This window comes from Sulfitobacter mediterraneus (assembly GCF_003054325.1).
GTDB lineage: Bacteria > Pseudomonadota > Alphaproteobacteria > Rhodobacterales > Rhodobacteraceae > Sulfitobacter > Sulfitobacter mediterraneus.
Window position 1 is genome coordinate 140837 of record NZ_QBKU01000001.1, and the last position, 19435, is coordinate 160271.

At 58.2% G+C, this 19435-nt stretch carries 23 protein-coding genes; 5 read left to right on the forward strand and 18 right to left on the reverse strand.

Annotation, left to right across the window (positions count from 1 at the left end; translation table 11 throughout):
- Nucleotides 1–19: 19 nt before the first annotated feature.
- The 3 genes from C8N31_RS00805 to C8N31_RS00815 form a co-directional block, all read right to left on the reverse strand.
- Nucleotides 20–616 (reverse strand): energy-coupling factor transporter transmembrane component T family protein, encoded by a 597-nt coding sequence (locus C8N31_RS00805; RefSeq protein ID WP_025047046.1) that lies wholly within the window; start codon nt 614–616, stop codon nt 20–22.
- Entirely contained in the window at nt 591–1325 is a 735-nt protein-coding gene (locus C8N31_RS00810) for an energy-coupling factor ABC transporter ATP-binding protein (protein ID WP_025047047.1), read from the reverse strand. Before C8N31_RS00810 ends, C8N31_RS00805 begins: the two co-directional genes overlap by 26 nt.
- Nucleotides 1326–1411: 86 nt before the next feature.
- Nucleotides 1412–2110, reverse strand: coding sequence for a COQ9 family protein (locus tag C8N31_RS00815; protein WP_025047048.1), 699 nt, complete (start codon nt 2108–2110; stop codon nt 1412–1414).
- A 114-nt stretch (nt 2111–2224) separates the two neighbouring features.
- On the opposite strand from C8N31_RS00815, the gene rpsU reads away from it, so the two are divergent.
- The gene (rpsU, locus tag C8N31_RS00820; RefSeq protein WP_007118112.1) at nt 2225–2431 is read left to right on the forward strand and encodes a 30S ribosomal protein S21; all 207 of its coding nucleotides are present in this window, start codon (nt 2225–2227) and stop codon (nt 2429–2431) included.
- A gap of 88 nt (nt 2432–2519) precedes the next feature.
- Here the strand turns inward: rpsU and C8N31_RS00825 are convergent, their stop codons facing one another.
- Complete coding sequence (locus tag C8N31_RS00825; RefSeq protein WP_037917743.1) at nt 2520–3482, reverse strand: PAS domain-containing protein; 963 nt, start codon at nt 3480–3482, stop codon at nt 2520–2522.
- 146 nt (nt 3483–3628) lie between these two features.
- The gene (locus C8N31_RS00830; protein ID WP_025047050.1) at nt 3629–4087 is read right to left on the reverse strand and encodes an Lrp/AsnC family transcriptional regulator; all 459 of its coding nucleotides are present in this window, start codon (nt 4085–4087) and stop codon (nt 3629–3631) included.
- 139 nt (nt 4088–4226) lie between these two features.
- Between C8N31_RS00830 and ald the strand changes: the two genes are divergently transcribed.
- Nucleotides 4227–5345, forward strand: coding sequence for an alanine dehydrogenase (gene ald / locus C8N31_RS00835; RefSeq protein ID WP_025047051.1), 1119 nt, complete (start codon nt 4227–4229; stop codon nt 5343–5345).
- On the opposite strand, the gene C8N31_RS00840 is transcribed toward ald, so the two are convergent.
- On the reverse strand, nt 5346–6242 hold the full coding sequence (locus C8N31_RS00840; RefSeq protein ID WP_051544565.1) for a LysR family transcriptional regulator: 897 nt from the start codon (nt 6240–6242) through the stop codon (nt 5346–5348).
- 86 nt (nt 6243–6328) lie between these two features.
- On the opposite strand from C8N31_RS00840, the gene C8N31_RS00845 reads away from it, so the two are divergent.
- Nucleotides 6329–6610, forward strand: coding sequence for a DUF1330 domain-containing protein (locus tag C8N31_RS00845; RefSeq protein WP_025047053.1), 282 nt, complete (start codon nt 6329–6331; stop codon nt 6608–6610).
- A 64-nt stretch (nt 6611–6674) separates the two neighbouring features.
- On the opposite strand, the gene mscL is transcribed toward C8N31_RS00845, so the two are convergent.
- On the reverse strand, nt 6675–7109 hold the full coding sequence (gene mscL, locus C8N31_RS00850; protein WP_025047054.1) for a large conductance mechanosensitive channel protein MscL: 435 nt from the start codon (nt 7107–7109) through the stop codon (nt 6675–6677).
- Nucleotides 7110–7256: 147 nt separating this feature from the next.
- Between mscL and C8N31_RS00855 the strand changes: the two genes are divergently transcribed.
- Nucleotides 7257–7958: a glutathione S-transferase family protein gene (locus C8N31_RS00855; RefSeq protein ID WP_025047055.1), complete on the forward strand. Its 702-nt coding sequence runs from the start codon at nt 7257–7259 to the stop codon at nt 7956–7958.
- Nucleotides 7959–7960: 2 nt separating this feature from the next.
- Here the strand turns inward: C8N31_RS00855 and C8N31_RS00860 are convergent, their stop codons facing one another.
- The 6 genes from C8N31_RS00860 to C8N31_RS00885 all read right to left on the reverse strand — a co-directional run bounded on the left by C8N31_RS00860 (nt 7961) and on the right by C8N31_RS00885 (nt 14512).
- On the reverse strand, nt 7961–8407 hold the full coding sequence (locus C8N31_RS00860; protein WP_025047056.1) for a YtoQ family protein: 447 nt from the start codon (nt 8405–8407) through the stop codon (nt 7961–7963).
- Between the two features lie 15 nt (nt 8408–8422).
- On the reverse strand, nt 8423–10822 hold the full coding sequence (gene pheT, locus C8N31_RS00865; RefSeq protein ID WP_025047057.1) for a phenylalanine--tRNA ligase subunit beta: 2400 nt from the start codon (nt 10820–10822) through the stop codon (nt 8423–8425).
- Between the two features lie 65 nt (nt 10823–10887).
- A complete protein-coding gene (locus C8N31_RS00870; protein ID WP_025047058.1) occupies nt 10888–11691 on the reverse strand; it encodes a CE1 family esterase in 804 nt (267 codons plus the stop codon).
- A gap of 36 nt (nt 11692–11727) precedes the next feature.
- Nucleotides 11728–12498, reverse strand: a complete 771-nt coding sequence (locus C8N31_RS00875; protein WP_025047059.1) for a type 1 glutamine amidotransferase — start codon at nt 12496–12498, stop codon at nt 11728–11730.
- A gap of 287 nt (nt 12499–12785) precedes the next feature.
- Nucleotides 12786–13859 (reverse strand): phenylalanine--tRNA ligase subunit alpha, encoded by a 1074-nt coding sequence (pheS, locus tag C8N31_RS00880; RefSeq protein WP_025047060.1) that lies wholly within the window; start codon nt 13857–13859, stop codon nt 12786–12788.
- Nucleotides 13860–13933: 74 nt separating this feature from the next.
- Nucleotides 13934–14512, reverse strand: a complete 579-nt coding sequence (locus C8N31_RS00885) for a TetR/AcrR family transcriptional regulator (protein ID WP_025047061.1) — start codon at nt 14510–14512, stop codon at nt 13934–13936.
- A gap of 102 nt (nt 14513–14614) precedes the next feature.
- On the opposite strand from C8N31_RS00885, the gene C8N31_RS00890 reads away from it, so the two are divergent.
- A complete protein-coding gene (locus C8N31_RS00890) occupies nt 14615–15202 on the forward strand; it encodes an NAD(P)H-dependent oxidoreductase (protein ID WP_025047062.1) in 588 nt (195 codons plus the stop codon).
- Between the two features lie 79 nt (nt 15203–15281).
- On the opposite strand, the gene rplT is transcribed toward C8N31_RS00890, so the two are convergent.
- The 5 genes from rplT to pyk form a co-directional block, all read right to left on the reverse strand.
- Nucleotides 15282–15647: a 50S ribosomal protein L20 gene (gene rplT / locus C8N31_RS00895; protein WP_025047063.1), complete on the reverse strand. Its 366-nt coding sequence runs from the start codon at nt 15645–15647 to the stop codon at nt 15282–15284.
- 15 nt (nt 15648–15662) lie between these two features.
- Nucleotides 15663–15863, reverse strand: coding sequence for a 50S ribosomal protein L35 (gene rpmI, locus C8N31_RS00900; RefSeq protein WP_025047064.1), 201 nt, complete (start codon nt 15861–15863; stop codon nt 15663–15665).
- Between the two features lie 119 nt (nt 15864–15982).
- Entirely contained in the window at nt 15983–17617 is a 1635-nt protein-coding gene (locus C8N31_RS00905) for an EF-hand domain-containing protein (protein ID WP_025047065.1), read from the reverse strand.
- Between the two features lie 90 nt (nt 17618–17707).
- Nucleotides 17708–17932: a hypothetical protein gene (locus tag C8N31_RS00910; protein ID WP_025047066.1), complete on the reverse strand. Its 225-nt coding sequence runs from the start codon at nt 17930–17932 to the stop codon at nt 17708–17710.
- Between the two features lie 30 nt (nt 17933–17962).
- Nucleotides 17963–19408, reverse strand: coding sequence for a pyruvate kinase (pyk, locus tag C8N31_RS00915; protein ID WP_025047067.1), 1446 nt, complete (start codon nt 19406–19408; stop codon nt 17963–17965).
- Nucleotides 19409–19435: the final 27 nt, after the last annotated feature.

The following is a 19435-nucleotide window of genomic DNA, read 5'->3' on the forward strand; positions in this document are numbered from 1 at the left end:
AAGGTCAACCGCTATTGCGTCATAGCCCGCCCCGCGCCCGCAGGGCTTCGGCGACATGTTCGGCATCATCAATGGCCAGAACCGCAAAGGGTGTGATCACACGCCAGCCCAAACGCCGTGCGGCGCGGGCCTTCCAAGCCAGCGCAAGTGTCTGGCCTTTTTGCGCCAGTATCGGCGTGAAGCGGACGACCAAGGCAATGGCAAGTTCGACACTGCGTGTTTGCACACCAAACCGGCGCAGAGGAGCGCAGAGCCAGCGCACAACCACAATCATATCGCTGAGTTTGGTGGTCATTGTGACCAGGTTTGCCAAACCAACGGCAGTGATCATCCGCAATACGATCACCGCGCCGCTGGCCAAATCATTCGTGAATAAGTGCCAAAGCAGGATAATCGCTGCAAACGGCCAGAGCACCCGCAAACGCCGCATGCCGCCTTGAAAGAATTGCCGCCCCGGCATCGCATATATGACCAACGTCGCCACAAGAAACCCAAGGTGCCAATTCAGCCCCTTGATCGCAAAAAGCACCATCGTCGCGCCGCATAGCCCGGCCAGCTTGGCCCCTGCAGGCCAGCCATGTGCCCGCGTTTCAACCGGTGAGGTCAGAGAGATCATCACCCGCTCCGATCTGGGTCATACGGTCCTGAAAGGCAGGCAACACCTGCGCGGCACCACCAATCATTTCGGTTTTGCCTTGATCAATCCAAAGCACCTCGTCGTATCCGGCCAGCACGGCGGGATCGTGGGTGATGTGGACCAGCGTCAGATCAATGGCATCCAAGGTCCGCTGCAATTGCAAGGTTGTCGGGATGTCTAGACCGGCAAACGGCTCATCGAGAATAATCACCTTGGGGCGCATGGCCAGCACGGACATCAGGCACACAAGCTGCCTTTGGCCCTGCGACAACTGATGGATTGCGGCCTTGGCCCAATGGCTTTTGCCGAAACTGGAAAGGGTATCCGCCACGATCCGACCAGCCTCTTCTTTGGGATGGCCTTGCTGAAGCAGACCAAAGGCAAGCTCTTCTTCGACCGTGGGAAAAATAATCTGGTGGTCGGGGTTCTGGAACAATATCCCAATCACACCCAGCGCCGCCTTGCGGTCCTTGGCCACCTGAATGCCTGCAACACGCACCTGCCCTGCGTCTGGCTCGATCAATCCGGCCATGATCCGCGCCAAAGTGGTCTTGCCAGACCCGTTGCGCCCAACCACGCCAATGCGGCGGGCGTTGCTGCGCAGATCAATATCCGCCAACACCGGCTTGCCTTCGGGGGTAAAGCCGATGGCCTGCATATCTATCAGATGCGCGCTGGGGTCAGTCATAGGGATCTAGGGCCGGCTGTTCACTGGCGCACTGCCTAACAGGTCGCGGCCCGAAGTAAAGCGGGCCACGCGCCATGGGTCGGGGCCTAATCGCGCGGCGCGGTCCATGATCCGGGCAAATCGCCCTTGGGAAACCGTGTGGGCGCTTTGATCTGGCCCAGAACCCAGTTTGGACCGGCCAACAATTTGCTGAGTGTCGGACTTTTCCGCACCTGTGCTTTGACCTTTTCGATCTGCATGACGTTGTCGATGCGCCGGTCAAGGAAATCCCAAGTGGCCTGATGCCCCTCACTGGTGTCGCCCAGCCAGAACAGCAATGTCGAGGAATAGACCCCCGACAGCGTGGCCCGCTTGGTGTACCAATTCACATCTTCGGACGTGTCGCCCAGCGCGGTCCAGATCGCATCACATGTCCCCCAGACCAGTTTGGCCCCTTCGGGTGCATGATGCGGCAGCGAAAACAGCGTGGTGCCACGGCGCACGACCTCTTTGTCGGTGGCCACCTCCAGCCGCAACTGCACTGCACGCGCGATCCGGTCGCGAAACCGCAGGGCATCCAGATCTTCGTTTTGCAAACGCTCCAACATCACCGCATCACCGCGATGATGATAGGCCACCGCCAGATCAACTGCACCGCGCGGACAGATCGCCCGCGCCACGGTCGGATCAACACCGCTGTCTTTCACGGCAGCGGCAAATGACGCTTCTGACCAACCATCAAAGGGCACATGATCAAGGGCAGCATTTAACAATTGGGTCTTTGGCTCTGGCTGTGGATCGGTCATTGCGGGCTCCTTTTTGTGCAGGGATGAAAGACTCGACAAACCCAGATGAGCTTGCTATAGGCCGGTTTCCTGCAAATCATTGCAACTTTATCCTAGAAAGGTGGTGACAACCACATGCAGGTTAGTGTTCGCGACAACAATGTCGATCAGGCCCTTCGGGCTCTGAAGAAAAAGCTCCAGCGCGAAGGCGTTTTCCGTGAAATGAAGCTCAAGCAACATTTCGAGAAGCCGTCCGAGAAAAAAGCGCGCGAGAAAGCTGAAGCGATCCGTCGTGCCCGTAAACTGGCACGCAAAAAAGCACAACGCGAAGGGATGATGTAAGTCATCCTCAGCATTGGCTGAGAATTAGAACCCCCGCGCCTTTGTGGTTGCGGGGGTTTTTCTTTGTCCGCTCAGGCAGAGGTTCGCTTCAATCAGGTCGGTTGATCGTCAGCTCATAGCGGAAGGTATCACCGTCAAAATGCCGTTTGCCTACGCCATGCAATTGCCGTGGCAGGATGGTCGTCAAAAGCATCGTGCCATAACCGGTTTGCGCAGTGCCATCTGACGTGCCGACACCGATCTCGTACCATGTGAGCGCGACATTGTTTTGCGCATCCACCGCCCATGAAATCTCAAGCTTGCCATCAGGATTACGGATCGCGCCGTATTTAAGCGAATTTGTGCTCAGCTCATGCACCGCCATCGAAATTGCCTGCGCCTCGACCGGAGAAAGCGGCACGGCGGGGCCGGATTTCGCAATCCGGTCACTGGCCGAAGCGGCATAAACCTCAAGCTGTTCGTCGATCACCGAGTGCAGGCTATCCCGTTGATCACTACCGGGCATCAACTGTTTTTGAATGGTAAAGAACGACTCAAGCCGGCTGCTGAAGCGATCCATAAAGTCAGGCACATCCGCCGCACTACGAGCCACCTGCCGACCAATTGCGCCCACCACGGCAAAGAAGTTGCCAATGCGGTGCTGCATTTCTCCCAGCATCGCGTCTTTTAACGCACGCAATTGCACCTGTTCGGTGACGTTCTCGCTGTATTGGACAAGATATTTGATGGACCCGTCCGCCCCCGGCACAGGCGCATGGGAGGCCGTCCACCAATGCTCGACCTGCTTACCATCCACCTCAAGCGTGAAAGGTATTTCCTTGAACACGGGCCGCTCGCCTTCAAAGACTTTCTGGAAAATCTCAACCATGGCTTCAACGCGGTCAGGCTCTTCCGGGAAGACGTCAAAAACGTATCGGCCTATCAATTCGTCCTTAGCCTTTGACACCATCGCAAGATAGGCATCGTTGGCCATGACAAATTTCAACTGCCGGTCCAGCACCATCATTGGTACGGGCGCATCCATCAAAATTGCTTCGAAGTTCAGGGGCATTCGCACTGTCCTTGTTATCCGGAGCGGACGACCGACTTGGCGCATGACATGTTCAACGGGTCAGCATGGTACGTCCAAAGACGTATTTACCGCCCTCCAAATCCCTTGGCTACCGAAATAAGCGGAGGAGACCTAGGGTCAGGCAGTTAGACAGGCAAAGCGGTGGTTTTACACACCGTCCTCAAGGCAAAGCTTGATTGCATTTGCCCGACACCGGGCAGCCGGGCCAGATATTGCCTGTGGATGCGGGCAAAATCCTCTGTGTTCTCTGCAACAACCTTAAGCAGGTAATCCGCCGACCCCGCCATCAAATGGCATTCCAGAACATCGGGAATACGGGCCACGGATTTCTCAAAAGCGTCCAAAATCTCGTCCGCCTGGCCGCGCAGAGTAATTTCGACAAAGACGGTTGTCGGTACACCCAGTTTACGTGGGTCCAGTAAGGCGACATAATCACGGATATATCCCTCCTTCTCCATCCGCTGCACCCGGCGGTGGCAGGCAGAGGGGGACAGATGCACGTCTTCGGACAGCTCTGCGTTGGACATCCGTCCATTGCGCTGAAGCGCCTTTAGGATACGTCGATCAATCTCATCAAGGCTCATTTGCGCAAAACTTTCGCGTATGCGTGGCAATCTGCGCAAGACTATCCCATCTCACACCATTCTGGCCATGGTTATTCGTGCCTCTTTGCACGGCAGATCGCCTAAATATCGGGCAATTTACAAACAAGAGGTCATCACCATGAAAATCGGCTGCCCAACAGAGATCAAACCCCAGGAATTCCGCGTCGGTCTGACGCCAAGCGCGGCTTTGGAAGCCGTGAACAACGGCCACGATGTGATCGTGCAATCCGGCGCTGGCATTGGCGCAGGCTTTGACGATGCTGCCTATGAGGCCGCAGGCGCCAAGATCATCGCCACCGCAGAAGAGGTCTTTGCCCAAGCGGACATGATCGTAAAGGTCAAGGAGCCGCAGGCTGGCGAACGCAAGATGCTGCGCGAAGGTCAGTTGCTGTTCACCTATCTGCACCTTGCGCCCGACCCAGAGCAAACCAAAGATCTGCTTGCCTCCGGCTGTACGGCTATTGCCTATGAAACCGTGACCGACCGCAATGGCGGTCTGCCCCTGCTTGCCCCGATGTCAGAAGTCGCAGGCCGCCTTGCACCGCAGGTTGGTGCATGGACGTTGCAAAAGGCCAATGGCGGTCGCGGCGTGTTGATGGGCGGCGTGCCCGGTGTTGGCCCGGCGCGGGTCATGGTCATCGGCGGCGGTGTTGTTGGCACCCATGCGGCCCGCATCGCGGCCGGTATGGGCGCGGATGTGACCGTGTTGGACCGATCCCTGCCCCGGATGCGTTATTTGGATGATGTCTATGGTGGCACTTTCAAAACGTCTTATGCCTCAGCGCAGAACACCATCGAACTGGCCCGTGAGGCGGATATGATCATCGGTGCAGTCCTGATCCCGGGCGCAGCTGCACCCAAGCTGATCAGCCGCGCCCAGCTGTCCGAGCTCAAGCCCGGCGCAGCGCTCGTTGACGTTGCAATTGACCAAGGCGGTTGCTTTGAAACCTCCAAGGCAACCACGCACCAAGATCCGGTCTATGACGTGGACGGGATCATGCACTACTGCGTGGCCAACATGCCCGGCGCCGTGGCACGCACATCGACCATCGCCCTTGGCAATGCCACGATGCCCTTCATGCTGAACCTGGCCAACAAAGGCTGGCGTCAGGCCTGCAAGGATGATGCCCATCTCAAGGCAGGACTGAACGTGCATGCCGGTCAATTGACCTATGCCGCCGTGGGCGAGGCGCTTGGCATGGATTGCATCACAGCCGATGAAGCCATCGCCAGCTGATCAGGCTGCTGCGCCCTCAAACAGGGGGCGCAGCGCCGCAAACTCACGTGCAGCAAAATCGGTAAAGGCGGACACTTTCGCTGATTTTGCCAGATCCGGATGCGCCAGCACCCAAAGCGACCGATAGGGCAGCAAGGGCACATTTGGCAGCCGCTCCATCAGCGGATCAGGATCGCCCAGAAAACAGGGCATCCGCGTCGCCCCGATATTCTCGCGCACCGCTGCAATCGCCGCGTACATATCATCAACCGTCATCCGCACCCGCCGGTTCGGCCAGTTCTGTTTGATCACCTCGGGTGGTCCCGGCCAATGGGCAAAACGCACCCAATCCAGCGGCAAAGCCGGATCATCGCGGAGGCGCGCCGCCTGGTCCCTGCCTACATAAACCGTCGCGTTCTGCGCCGTAACCCGGCGGCCCACAAGCGTATCGCCCGGCGTGTCAGAGATGCGAAAGGCGACGTCTGCCTCCATCCGCGATAGGTTCAATTCGCGGTTTGCCGCCAGCACCTTGAGTTCAATCGCCGGATAACGATCTGCAAACTGGCGCAGGATCGGGGCAAGCGCCCGCTCAAACAACAGCTGCGGCGCGGTGATGGTCAATGATCCGCTGAGCGCCTGATCTTTGGCCCCGATCCTGCGGCCCAGATCATGGCTGGCTGCTTCCATTTGCTCGGCACTGCGGGCCGCTTCCAATCCTGCCTCGGTCGGCCGATAGCCACTGGCATGACGGTCAAACAGGCGTGTACCCATTGCCGCCTCCGCCGCGGTAATCCGCCGCGCAACTGTCGCATGATTGACCCGCAACGCCCGCGCCGCGCCGCTGATCCCGCCTTGGCGCACGGTTTCCAGTACAAACCTCAAATCGTTCCAATCTAGGGGCATAGGCAATCCGATCATTATCGCACATCCATTCCGCAACCTTGCGCGGTTTTCGCACACCCATGCAACGCCTATTTTTCGACTATCAACAAAGGAGAAAGACCATGACCGCCTACGCCGTTGTCACCCTGAACGTCACCAACCCCGATATGATGGCCCGCTACCGCGAGGCCGCAGGCCCCGCGATGGAAAAGCATGGGGTCACTGCCCTGCACGTCAGCCCCGCCCCCAAACAGATTGAAGGCGATGGCCCTGTTCCGCAGATTATCGTGCTGCTGACCTTCCCCAGCTGCGAAGCCGCCGAGGCCTGGAACACCGACCCTGAGATCGCGGATGTGCGTGCGATGCGCCAGAATGCGGGCGAATCCAATATTTTTCTGCTCTAGGCCCGCACCAACGAAAAAAGGCCCGCCAAACGGCGGGCCTTTCTGTTTTGGTTGGACAGGTTGATTACTTGGCTTTGGCCAAGGAATCCCGGATCTCAAGCAAGACATCCAGCTCGGATGGGCCTGTCGGCACCTCGGGCGCAACCTCTTCGGGCTTTTCTGCTGCCGCTTTGGCCTTGTTCACGGATTTGACCAACAGGAATACCACATAAGCGATGATCAGGAAGTTGATCACAGCCATGATGAAGGAACCATAAGCAAACACTGACGCGCCCGCTTCTCGTGCGGCCTCAAGCGATGCGCCTTGAGCAACCTCGCCCGCCAGCACAGCGTATTTGTTGGTGAAATCCACACCGCCGGTGAACAAACCGATGATCGGGTTGATCAGATCACTGACCAAGGATTTGACAATCGCGGTAAAGGCAGCACCGATGATGATACCAACCGCCATGTCCATAACATTGCCTTTGGCAATGAAGTCTTTGAATTCTTGAAGCATTTTCCGTCCCTTTTTTCATATGCGGCTTGATATTCGCACCAAACGGTTCACCGCTGCACAATTGTTATCACAAACATGCACAGACCAAACTCTGTATTTGCGGGGAAAAATCCCTACCTCTTACCCATACCAAAAAAGGAACCTCTCATGACCGATCTCTCCGCCTTCCCGATCACCAAGAAATGGCCTGCGCAGAACCCCGATGTGCTGCAGCTTTATTCCTTTCCCACACCAAACGGTGTCAAAGCGTCCATCGCACTTGAGGAAATGGGTATCCCTTATGAGGCGCACCTGGTCACGCTTGCCGATGCAGATGTCAAAAGCCCGGAATTTCTGTCGCTGAACCCCAACAACAAAATCCCCGCGATTATTGATCCAAACGGCCCGGATGGCACGCCGATTGGCCTATTCGAATCCGGTGCGATCCTGATCTATCTGGCCGAGAAATCCGGCAAGCTGCTGGGGAACAACGCCACTGAGCGGGCGCAGATCATCCAATGGGTGATGTTCCAGATGGGCGGCCTTGGCCCGATGCTTGGACAGCTTGGATTCTTCTACAAATTCGCCGGTTCCGAATGGGAAGACAAACGCCCGATGGAACGCTACCTGAACGAGGGCAAGCGGCTGCTCAACGTGCTGAACCTTGAGCTGGCTGGCAAGGAATGGATCACCGGATCAGAATTTTCAATCGCCGATATCGCCATCGCCCCATGGCTGCGGGCGCTGGATTTCTACGGCGCGAAAGAGGCCATCGGCTGGGAAGAGCACGGCAATCTGGTTGATTACCTCAAACGGTTTGAGGCGCGTCCAGCGGTGCAAACCGGATTGGTCACACCGCCGCGCGACTGAGCCTAGCCGGGCAAAGCGCCCGTCAAAACATAGCGCAGGATCTGGACAACCTGTTCCGGCTCCTGCGTCACGGCCAAGGCCGCAGCGTCAACCTCTTTCAACGCATGGGCGTGATCCGGGCCATGCAGGATGATCAGTGATTTACCCAAAGCAGCGGCATAGCCCGCATCAAATGCTGCGTTCCACTGTTTGTACTGATCGCCAAAGCGCACGACGACAACATCCGCATCTGCAATGCCCTTGCGGGTGCGGATTGCGTTGATCTGTGCGCCTTTGCGGTCATGCCAAAACTTGTCCGGCTCTGCGCCCAGGATCGCAACACCGCAATCATCGCTGGCCGCGTGATCGGTGACCGGGCTGTCAAAACTGACGTCCAGCCCCTGCGCCCCAGCGATGATCTGCTCGCGCCAGTCGGTGTGGATTTCGCCGGAAAGATAAACCTTGAGCATCTAAGCCCCTCCTGTTCAGCCGCGCAGCACGCCGCCGGTCGCCTTGGTGACCTTTTCGATCACCTTGGCACCCACCGCTTCGATGTCTGCGTCCTTCAACGTTTTGTCGCTGGGTTGCAGGCGCACTGTGATGGCCAGCGATTTTTTACCCTCACCGAGGCTACCGCCGATGAATTCATCAAAGACACGGACCTCTTCGATCAGTGCCTTGTCCGCCCCTTTGGCAGCGTTGACCAGCGTCAGCGCCTCTACATCCGCGTCCACGACAAAGGCAAAATCACGTTCAACCGCTTGCAGATCACTGATCTGGAGGGCGGCCCGTGTCGCGCCGGATTTGCGGGGCAAAGGCACTTCGCCCGGCCAAAGCGTAAAGGCCATTGCAGGGCCTTTGACATCCATCGCGGCCAGAACACGCGGGTGCAGTTCCCCATAAACCCCAAGCACCTTTTTCGGGCCAAGGCATATCTTGCCGTGCCGTCCCGGATGCCACCAGTCCGCCGCGCCTCTCATGATCTGCACTTTGGCAGGCGCCCCCATTGCAGCCAGAACCGCCTCGGCATCTGCTTTGACGTCGAACACATCCACGGGACGCGAGGCGCCATGCACATCCTTGGGCCCAGTGCGCCCGACGATCAGACCGGAAACCAGCATATGTTGCTCTCCCGGCTCACCGCCGTGAAAGGCCGGTCCAACCTCAAAGAGGGCCATATCGGCAAAACCACGCGCCTGATTGCGGGCTGCGGCCTGCAACAGACCGGGCAACAAGGCGGGGCGCATGTGGCTCATGTCCGAAGAGATCGGGTTTTCCAGACGGGTGTCATCAGTCCCGCCACCAAAGAGCGCGGCAGAAGCCTGATCAATAAAGCTGTAGCTGATGCATTCATTGAACCCGAGCGCGGCGCATGTCCGCCGGGCCGCGCCAATCCGGCGCTGCATCGGCGACAGGATCGGACGTGGCACACCTTCGGACAAACGCGGCAATGGCCGGCCTTCAAGCTGGGTCAGAGAGGCGATCCGTGCCACTTCTTCCACCAAATCGGCCTCGCCCTGCACATCGGGGCGCCAGCTTGGCACATGGGCCATATTGCCCTCAAGGCGGAAACCAAGCGCTGTCAGCGTCTGGCGCTGATCACTTTCGGGGATGGTCATGCCAACCAGCGACTGCACCCGCGCGGCATCCAGTTTATAGGCGCGTGCGGTGTCGGGGATCTTGCCTGCGACCACCACGTCGGAGGCTTCGCCGCCCGCGTGATCAAGGATCAACTGCGTGGCGTGTTCTATGCCGTAAGGGGTCCACTCAGGGTCAATCCCGCGCTCAAACCGGTAACGTGCGTCCGAATTGATCTTAAGCGCCCGGCCCGTATAGGCGGTGCGGATCGGATCGAAATAGGCCGCTTCAAGGAACACATTGACGGTCTCTTCGGAACAGCCGGACGCCGCGCCACCCATGATCCCGCCAAGGCTTTCTACACCTTCGGCGTCTGAGATGACGATCATCTCCGGCTCAAGGGTGTATTCTTTTTCATCCAGCGCAACCAGTGTTTCGCCGCCCTTGGCGCGGTGAATACGCAAGGTGCCGCCTGAAACCTTATCGGCATCAAACACGTGCAGCGGGCGATTGCGATCATAGGTGAAATAGTTGGTCACATCGACGAGAAACGAGATCGGACGTAAGCCAATGGCCCGCAATTTGTCTTGCAGCCATGCCGGGCTTGGCCCGTTTTTCACGCCTTTGATCAGACGGCCATAAAAGACCGGGCAAGCGTCCAGCGTGTCGTCATCAATGGTCACGGAGATTGGGCAGGGGAACTGCCCTTCGACAGCGGGCACCTCGCGGGGCCTCAGCGTGCCAAGACCGCGGGCCGCCAGATCGCGGGCAATGCCGCGCACGCCCAGCGCATCAGGGCGGTTCGGGGTAATCGCAATTTCGATCACCGGATCAACTTTGGCCGGGTCATTCTCGGCCAGCCAATCCACAAACCGATCACCCACCGCACCGGACGGCAGTTCGATGATGCCATCATGTTCTTCGCTCAGCTCCAGCTCCCGTTCGGAGGCCATCATGCCAAAGCTTTCGATGCCGCGAATTTTGCCAACGCCGATGGTCGTGTCGATGCCCGGCACATAGACGCCCGGCTTGGCGATCACCACGGTGATGCCTTCGCGGGCGTTGGGCGCACCGCAGATGATCTGTTGCACACCTTCGTCGGTCTCGACCTGACATACACGCAGGCGATCCGCATCGGGATGCTTTTCCGCTGACTTCACAAAACCCAGTGTAAATTCGGCCAGCCGCGCACCGCGATCCTCAACGCCTTCGACCTCAAGGCCCAGATCGGTCAGGGCATAGGTGATTTCATCCACCGAAGCGGTGGTATCGAGATGTTCTTTCAGCCAGGACAGGGTGAATTTCATCGGTCAGTTCCTCGTGCAAACGCTTGTGGCTTCGGTATCGTCAAATGCGCAAGGTTTCAATGCATCTAAGGATACTGCGGCACACGCCCCATCAATTGATCCAATTGCCAGCCAATCCAGCCATGGGGGATGAAATGCCCACCCGAATGCAGATCCAGCGTCACGGTATGGCCGCCATCACAGTTGTCCCAGTGCCAACGTTCAAAGCTCAGAAAGCTGACAACCTGCCACTCGGGTAAGCGGCGGCCCGCACCGCAGCCCAGCGCCCTGCGCCACAGGGCCACCGGATAGGTCACATCCCCGCCCGCCCCCATCGGGAAATCCATCACCGTATCGGCAAACCCATGTACATGGCGGATATGTTTGGGGGCCTGCGGGCAATGCTCGGTTTGGCGCAACGTGCCAGACACCGCCAAAAGACCGGCCACTCCATCACCGTTCTCACAGGCATAGCGCCACGCCATCGCAGCGCCGTAGGAATAGCCCGAGACAAATATCTGATCGCGATCTATCGGAAACCGCTTGGCCACATCTTCGATCACGGCGGCGGCAAACGGCACATCGGCGCTGCCTTGATCCCAGAAATCCCATGTGCGGCCCTGGCCATTGGGTGCAATCAGCAACACGCCGCGTCTGCGGGTATGGCCAGAAATCCGTTGATGTTTGACAATCAAATCGCCCTGCCGTCCCCAGCCGTGAAAATGCAGCAGCACCGGCAGCGCAGTATCGCCGTCCCAATCATCCGGCACACGGATGTGATAGGATCGCCCGTCCAGATCGCAGGCCTTTGCGCCTTCGCAGTCCTGCCACGGGCCCATGGCGGCGGTGAACAACACGGTATTGAGAAACAACAAAAGGCGCAAAATCATCCTGCCAAGGAACGCCGCCTGCGCCGGAATGTCACTTCACAATGACGCCAGCCAATTGCGCAGTTCCGTCATGCGCGTTTGTGGGTTCATGTCGCTGACCCGCACGCCAAGGCGCTCTGCCGCTGCGGGATCCCGCTCAGCCATTTCCAGATCTTGCGCTTCCTGCGTCGAAAGCAGGTCCATCCGACCCAGACTTGGCCCGAGGTTTTGCGGATCAAGCTCGGGGTGATACTGCATCCCCCAGAATTTCACGCCGTTCCGCTCATAGGCAAAGGCCTGCACGCCGGAATGATCATTGCCCGCCAACAAAACCGCCCCCTCGGGCAGTTGTCTGACCTCATCGCGATGCACACAGGGCACGGCAAAACCATCCTCGCGCCCCTTGAGCAGCGGATGATCCCGTCCTGCTTCGGTCATGCAAACCCCTTTGGCCAGCCCATCCTCGCGGCCATTTGGCGATGCATCGGAAGTACCCCCCAGCACGCTTGCCGCCAGTTGCATTCCGTTGCACGAGCCAAGCGTCGGCAGACCTTGAGCAAACACCTTGCGCATCGCATCGGCCACCGGTGCCGCGCGGTCATCGTCGGTGTTCAACTCCACGCTGGAGCCCGTGAAAACCACGCCATCAAATCCATCCAGCGACGGTAAGTCCGCTCCGTCATAGGGGGCGACAATCGTGAAACTCAGATCGTCCCGACAATCGCTCAGTGCCGCCGCATAGTTTTCGCCAACGGTCATGCCCTGCGCCTCTTTCATCGGGGCATTGGCGGCGGCGGGGTTGGAATCGACAATGAGAATATTGGGCATGTTGTGACTCGCGCGTTGGGGTGCGCGATCACTCTTCATCACCTATTGGATCGAAATCAAGCACAGACATTTGTAAAGGCGCAAGTCGCCCGCCCAGCGGTGCTATCGCCTGCCCGCAGGACGGTTAAGCAACAGCCGGTCTCTGACAATTTATGTTTCGGCTTTGCTGGAACCTGTCGAGGGTGGGCCCAGCCTCACCAAATCGCCAGCCCGGTGGTGCGGCAGGCGATGGCACGGCGGCTGCAAGCAGCCTTGGTTCCGTGCAGGCCTGATCAACAAGCCCTTCCTTAGCGAGACAACCCACCGTGCAGATTCGGCTGATCCAAACTCGCGAACCCGTAGTGTCGCAGCCAGCGCAGATCGCTGTCAAAGAACGCCCGCAGATCGGGGATGCCGTATTTCAGCATCGCAATCCGGTCGATCCCCATACCAAAGGCAAAGCCCTGCCATTCATTCGGATCAATCCCGCCAGCGGCCAGCACCTTGGGATGCACCATGCCGGAACCCAGAACCTCTAGCCAGCCGTCGCCTTCGCCGATGCGCAGCTGTCCATCGACCCAGGAACACTGGATATCCACCTCGGCAGAAGGCTCCGTGAAGGGAAAATGCGATGCACGAAAGCGGGTCTTGATGCCGTCAATCTCAAAGAAGGCAGCAAAGAATTCTTCCAAGACCCATTTAAGGTTGGCCATGGAAATATCTTTGTCGATCGCCAGCCCTTCGACCTGATGGAACATCGGTGTGTGGGTCTGGTCATAATCGGCACGGTACACACCGCCGGGGCAAATAATGCGCAGCGGGGCGCCTTCGGCCTCCATCGTGCGGATCTGTACGGGGCTGGTGTGGGTGCGCAGGACATGCGGCGGGCGGTCGTCGCCTTCGGCACGGCTCATGTAAAACGTGTCCATCTCAGCGCGGGCCGGATGATGGCCGGGGATGTTCAGCGCATCGAAGTTGTACCAATCGGTGTCAATGCGCGGCCCTTCGGCGACAGAGAACCCCATTTCAGCAAAAATCGCGGTCAACTCTTCGGTGACCTGGCTGACCGGGTGAATGCTGCCTTCGCGGCGGGCGCGAGTTGGCAATGTCACATCCAGCCATTCACTGCGCAGACGCTCATCCAGCGCGGCATCGCCCAGCGCGGCCTTTTTGGCGGCAAGGGCGCTGTTGATCTCATCCTTGAGGGCGTTCAGCGCGGGACCGGCCACTTGCCGTTCTTCCGGAGTCATCTTGCCCAACTCGCGCATTTTCAGCGCCACTTCGCCCTTTTTGCCAACCGCAGCAAGCCGGATATCTTCAAGCGCCGCTTCATTCGCAGCATCTGCAATCTGGCTCAGGTATTTTTGCTTGAGATCGTCCATGGTCCGCCCGTCCTTCAAAGTCCGCTGACGTGCTAGCAGATACGCGGCTGATTACAAGGGAGAGCAGCGCCGGATTAGCCTTTGGGCATCAGCCAGGCATCGAGATAGACCTGCAAACGGTCCTGCATATCCACATCCGAATGGATGGCACAGAAATGCAGGGCCATCACCTGCACCAGAAACGCCTGCACCCCCTCGGCCATCAACAGGGCGGAGATGTCACGCCGAAACGGCCCGTCACGCAGCCATTCCGCGACCACGGTCAGATGCCGGCCAAAGGTGTTTGCAATCGGTCCGATTTGGTCAGACATCGCCGCCCCGGAGTGGCGCAGGATCACATCGAACACATAGCGCTCGCAGGTCATGAACCGCATCATCGGATCCATTGCCGCGATCAGATCTGCGGTAGAGCCTGGCACGGGCTGGCGTTCCAGGTCATCCAGAAGCCCGTCAATCTTGGCCCCGATCAACAGATCCATTAGCGCATCCTTGTCCTTGAAATGCGCAAAGAAGGTGCCCTTGGCAACACCGGCGGCCTTTACCACCTCGTCCACACGCAGGGCATCATAGCCGTGATCAGCGATCAGGGCTTCGGCAGCGCCGGTCAGTTTGGCACGGGTTTTCAGGGTGCGGGGTTGGATGGCGTCTTTCATGGGGTCTGTTTGGCATGGTTTTTGACCGTGGTCAAATTAGTTATTGACCATGGTCATTTTTAAATCTAACAAATTGACCACGGTCATTTATTGGAGAATCTCATGCCCAAACGCATTTTTGTCCTCAACGGACACCCCGCTGACAATTCACTGAACCACGCGCTTGCCGATAGCTATGTCAAAGCGGCCCGCGCCGCAGGCCATGACGTTCGCCTGACGCATCTGCACGACCTGAGCTTTGATATGGATTACGAGTTTGCAGGCTACAAAAAGTCCAAACCGCTGGAACCAGCCCTCGAAACCGTGATGAGCGATCTTGAATGGTGCGAACACTTCGTCCTTGCCACCCCGATGTGGTGGGGCAGCCTGCCTGCCAAACTGAAAGGCCTGTTCGACCGCACTCTGCTGCCCGGCCGCGCCTTTGACACCCGCGTGCCCCCGGGCAGCATGCCAAAGCCAATGCTTGGCGGGCGCACGGGGCGGGTTTTGCTCACTTCGGATTCGCCAAAGTGGTTTTTGAGCCTGATGTACCGGGGTGCCATGCTGCACCAACTGCGCGGCCAGATCTTGAAATTTATCGGCATCAAACCGGCCAAGATCAGCTATTTTGCAGGGGCCAGCCACCCCAAGCCGGGCCAGCCGGAAAAGTGGCTCAGGCAGGCTGGCACATTGGGCGGTCAAGCGGCGTGACCAGACACGCCCACTTGCACAAACAAAAAAAAAGCCGCTCCAAACGGAGCGGCTTTTCCAATTCTAGATCTGAACCAGCTTAGGCAGCCAGCGCAGCCTGTGCTTGCTTTACAATCGCACCGAAGGCTTCGGGCTCATGTACGGCCAGATCGGCCAGAACCTTACGGTCCACTTCGATACCGGCCATGTTCAGGCCATTGATGAAACGGCTGTATGTCAGCGCTTCGTCATGTGAACGCACGGCGGCGTTGATCCGCTGGATCCACAATGCGCGGAAATTCCGCTTGCGATTCTTACGGTCACGCGTGGCGTATTGGTTGGCCTTATCGACCGCCTGCGTGGCAACCTTAAAGACATTGGAACGACGACCATAATAGCCTTTGGCGGCTTTGATGATCTTCTTGTGACGGGCGTGGGTTACTGTACCACCTTTAACTCGGGACATCTCAGCTCTCCTCTATCAGCGGGCGTAGGGCATAAAGCCCTTGATGATCTTTGCATCGGGCTCAGACAAAGCTGTTGTGCCACGTGCGTTACGGATGAATTTGTTGCTCCGCTTGATCATGCCGTGCTGTTTGCCAGCCTGGCTGCCGATGACCTTGCCGGTCGCCGAGATCTTAAAGCGCTTTTTTGCGCTCGATTTCGTCTTCATCTTGGGCATTTCCGTCTCCTATCTTAGGTCGGTTATCGCGCGACTCGGCATGCCTCTTGGGCCGGTCGCACGGGATGAGAGGGGCGTATAGGCCCATGTATCGGCTTTGGCAAGAGGTGGCGGGCGGATCATTCCAACGAGGGCAGCATTTCACATGGCACCCCGTCCACACATCGACCTGTCTCCAGGTTTTCATAGTTATAATCACTCAGATTGCCAGCCTCAATGTTCAACGTAACCTCAGGATCAACATTGAAACGGCGGCCCTTGCCATCGGCTCCATTCGTCCTGAACCCAGAGGGCAGCATTTCAACCGGGCGGGTAATCACCAATACATTCACCGCATCCCCCCGCAGCACCCCCTGATCCAACAGCTGCAGCAGCCCTGCCTCAAGCGGGAGCACCGAGTAAGCCTGCGCTTTGCCCTGCAAAACAAGCTTTTCCGGGTCGATATCTACCACGCCATAAGGGTAGTCACGATTGAACTGGTACTGAACCTGCCGCCGCGCGGCCTCGTCATTCTCCAACTCGTGCAATGTGCCATCCACCATTTCATAGACCTTGCCATTGCGGCGGATCGGTTTGTCCACTGTATCAAGCTGGTCCTTGCGGATGATCCGTTCATGACTGGGAAAGGTGCGGCTGCCCATCCACTCGGAAGTTTTTCCATCAAACCGCTGCCGATCAAAGGCAATCTCAAGCGTGCTTCGGAACGTCCGTTGTGCAACCGCCTGCCCCAAATCTGATGGGCCGGGCACGCAGACGCCGGAAGGCGCAAAATGGACCTGTTTGCCGTCAAGGCCGGAAACCGCATTGCCCTTTCGTGTGATCACCCGCTCAATCCGGTCAACCGCGCCGGTGAACTGCCAGATAACAGGGGTTTGCGCACCTGCGATCAGGTAGAGAGGTTGCTCACCCTTTTCGACATGCAGCCGCACAACTGTGGTGCCCTGATGCAAACCGTCAATCGCAATTGTCGAAATCGCGCCACCGCGCAACGCCGACAACCAATGCAAGCTCGCCTCTTCGGACTTGGCCGGATAGCCGCAGATCTCAGGCAAACCGGCTTCTGCCAGCGCAACCCGCTTGGCTTCGAACTGCGCGTCATATTCCGCTCTGCGCCGGGCCCGTTCCTTTTGGCCCGCAGTCAGCACCTTGGGTTTCTTTGCGTCGTTGCTCTTTCCCTTTGGCTCGCCTTTGGCATCACTGCGCAGCAGATCCACCACAGAAATGATTTCCTCCGCGGTGAGCGTCCCATCGTCGTTGAGGTCAAATTGTAAAAGCTGCGATCCGGGCAGTCGGGCTATGTTCAATTGCCCAACTTCTGCGTCAACGGCCGCCATCAGCTCTGGTTGGGACAGATTCCCATCTTTGTTGGCGTCAAAGGCATACCGGAGCCAGACCAGCTCTGCCCGGTCCCTCGGGTTCAGCGCCGGCTCTTGTTGCGTGATCTCGGCAGCACTCACCAGATGGTCGCCATCCAGATCAAACCGAAAGAGGGCGGACCGAACATGCGCACGGCGGCGCAAAATTTCGGCGCGGTGACGCTGCTCCAGAATATCCCGGGTCAAGACATCGTTCACCGCAAAACTGAAAAACGCGTTCAACGTTCTTTTCACCAAAGTTGCGGGGTTGGTTTGTGCCTGCATCAATGACCCATTGTCCAGTTTGGCAAGCCCGCGCTGTTGATCGCCTGATATTTGGTCCGCAACAGTGGGACCAGACAGAACCGAAAAAACCAGAAACCAAAATAACCTATGCATGTAATTTACGCCTGTACTGCAACCAATTGCAGAACGCGTAAAGCGCAAACAAGGCAAGACTATGTCAACCGCGCCGACATGTATCGACGGTCAGATCAAATAGCGGTTGAAGACCCTGTTAAATACCTCTGGCACGTCACCCAGAGAATATCCGCCCGGCTGTGACTGGACCGCAAACAGGATCAGCCCGCCACCGATCAGGATGGTCAACGCAGAGGCACGCGGTGCGCGTCTGTCAGACATGGCCGAAAGAATAGAGGGGATAGAAAAACCTGCGATGATTACACCCAAAACAAGTGCGAGATCCGGCTCCATGACATCCTCTCCTCCCGTTGTGCGGGTAGGTTACTCCGGATCAGAGGAAAAAATCAATCTTTCGTCACAAGGTGCCACGCGCAGGATGTTTGTGCTGCCCGGCACGTTGAAAGGCACACCCGCCGTGACCACGATGTGATCCTCCGGCCCGGCAAAGCCTTCGCTGCGGGCGGCTTTGGCGGCAGACACCACCGCACTTTTGAAGCGCTCCAATTCGCCGGTGATCACGCAATTGGTGCCCCAGCTGAGCGCCAGACGCCGCGCGGTTCCCACCAGCGGGGTCAAAGCGATGATCGGCACACGGGGCCGCTCGCGGGCGGTCAGCAACGCGGTTGTCCCGCTTTGCGTAAAACAGCAGATCGCCTTGATATCGGTGGTTTCAGCGATCTCGCGGGCGGCGGCTACAATGCCATCCGCGACGGTCATCCTGTCGGCCTTGCGCGAGGCCTCGATGATCTGGGTATAGGTCGGGTCTTGCTCAACCTCGGTTGCAACGTTGTCCATCGTCTGGACCGCTTGCACAGGATAATCCCCTGCTGCGGATTCCGCGCTCAACATCACGGCGTCCGCGCCTTCATAGATTGCGGTGGCCACATCGGACACTTCGGCGCGGGTCGGCATCGGGCTTTCGATCATGCTTTCCAGCATCTGCGTGGCCACGATCACCGGTTTGGCCGCCGCACGGCATTTGCGCACCAGACGTTTCTGGATCGGCGGCACATTCTGCACCGGCAGTTCCACACCCAGATCGCCCCGCGCCACCATGATGCCGTCGCTTACAGCGAGAATGTCATCAAATCGGTCCACGGCAGAGGGTTTCTCGATCTTCGACAGAATCGCCGCGCGGCCCTGTGCCAAAGCCCGTGCTTCGTCCACATCTTCAGGGCGCTGTACAAAGCTGAGCGCAAGCCAATCCACACCCAGACCGCAAACAAATTCCAGATCCGCGCGATCCTTGTCCGATAGTGCCGCCAGCGGCAGCACCACATCCGGCACGTTCACACCTTTGCGGTTAGAGATCACACCGCCGGTGATCACCTCGCAATTGGCATAATCGGCCCCGCAATCGGTGACCTTGAGGCGGATCTTGCCGTCATTGACCAAAAGGCTTGCACCCGGTTCAAGCGCGGCAAAAATCTCGGGATGCGGCAGGCAAACCCGTGAAGCATCCCCATCCGCCGGATCAAGGTCCAGTCGGAAGCTGGCGCCCTCGTCCAATTGTTCGCTGTCACCTGCAAACACGCCCACACGCAACTTTGGCCCCTGCAAATCGGCCAGAATGCCGATGGTGCTACCGGTTGTTTCCTCAACCTTGCGAATGATCGTGTGTTTCTCGCGGATCTCTTCGTGGCTGCCGTGGCTCATATTGAGCCGGAACACATCCGCCCCCGCCTTGTGCAGCGTTTCGATCATGTCGTAAGTGTCTGATGCTGGTCCCAGCGTCGCCACGATCTTTACATTGCGCAGGCGTTTCATATGGTGCGTCCTCATTTGGTTGGTTGG

Bases quoted from the DNA above. Each gene is read 5' to 3' on its own strand.
- C8N31_RS00815 (WP_025047048.1), bottom strand. From the start codon at position 2,110: ATGACCGATCCACAGCCAGAGCCAAAGACCCAATTGTTAAATGCTGCC.
- mscL (WP_025047054.1), bottom strand. From the start codon at position 7,109: ATGCTTCAAGAATTCAAAGACTTCATTGCCAAAGGCAATGTTATGGAC.
- C8N31_RS00910 (WP_025047066.1), bottom strand. From the start codon at position 17,932: ATGGAGCCGGATCTCGCACTTGTTTTGGGTGTAATCATCGCAGGTTTT.
- rpsU (WP_007118112.1), top strand. From the start codon at position 2,225: ATGCAGGTTAGTGTTCGCGACAACAATGTCGATCAGGCCCTTCGGGCT.
- C8N31_RS00845 (WP_025047053.1), top strand. From the start codon at position 6,329: ATGACCGCCTACGCCGTTGTCACCCTGAACGTCACCAACCCCGATATG.
- C8N31_RS00905 (WP_025047065.1), bottom strand. From the start codon at position 17,617: ATGCATAGGTTATTTTGGTTTCTGGTTTTTTCGGTTCTGTCTGGTCCC.
- C8N31_RS00855 (WP_025047055.1), top strand. From the start codon at position 7,257: ATGACCGATCTCTCCGCCTTCCCGATCACCAAGAAATGGCCTGCGCAG.
- rpmI (WP_025047064.1), bottom strand. From the start codon at position 15,863: ATGCCCAAGATGAAGACGAAATCGAGCGCAAAAAAGCGCTTTAAGATC.
- C8N31_RS00885 (WP_025047061.1), bottom strand. From the start codon at position 14,512: ATGAAAGACGCCATCCAACCCCGCACCCTGAAAACCCGTGCCAAACTG.
- C8N31_RS00840 (WP_051544565.1), bottom strand. From the start codon at position 6,242: ATGATCGGATTGCCTATGCCCCTAGATTGGAACGATTTGAGGTTTGTA.
- C8N31_RS00890 (WP_025047062.1), top strand. From the start codon at position 14,615: ATGCCCAAACGCATTTTTGTCCTCAACGGACACCCCGCTGACAATTCA.
- pyk (WP_025047067.1), bottom strand. From the start codon at position 19,408: ATGAAACGCCTGCGCAATGTAAAGATCGTGGCGACGCTGGGACCAGCA.
- C8N31_RS00830 (WP_025047050.1), bottom strand. From the start codon at position 4,087: ATGAGCCTTGATGAGATTGATCGACGTATCCTAAAGGCGCTTCAGCGC.
- C8N31_RS00810 (WP_025047047.1), bottom strand. From the start codon at position 1,325: ATGACTGACCCCAGCGCGCATCTGATAGATATGCAGGCCATCGGCTTT.
- C8N31_RS00870 (WP_025047058.1), bottom strand. From the start codon at position 11,691: ATGATTTTGCGCCTTTTGTTGTTTCTCAATACCGTGTTGTTCACCGCC.
- C8N31_RS00805 (WP_025047046.1), bottom strand. From the start codon at position 616: ATGATCTCTCTGACCTCACCGGTTGAAACGCGGGCACATGGCTGGCCT.
- pheS (WP_025047060.1), bottom strand. From the start codon at position 13,859: ATGGACGATCTCAAGCAAAAATACCTGAGCCAGATTGCAGATGCTGCG.
- C8N31_RS00860 (WP_025047056.1), bottom strand. From the start codon at position 8,407: ATGCTCAAGGTTTATCTTTCCGGCGAAATCCACACCGACTGGCGCGAG.
- rplT (WP_025047063.1), bottom strand. From the start codon at position 15,647: ATGTCCCGAGTTAAAGGTGGTACAGTAACCCACGCCCGTCACAAGAAG.
- pheT (WP_025047057.1), bottom strand. From the start codon at position 10,822: ATGAAATTCACCCTGTCCTGGCTGAAAGAACATCTCGATACCACCGCT.
- ald (WP_025047051.1), top strand. From the start codon at position 4,227: ATGAAAATCGGCTGCCCAACAGAGATCAAACCCCAGGAATTCCGCGTC.
- C8N31_RS00825 (WP_037917743.1), bottom strand. From the start codon at position 3,482: ATGCCCCTGAACTTCGAAGCAATTTTGATGGATGCGCCCGTACCAATG.
- C8N31_RS00875 (WP_025047059.1), bottom strand. From the start codon at position 12,498: ATGCCCAATATTCTCATTGTCGATTCCAACCCCGCCGCCGCCAATGCC.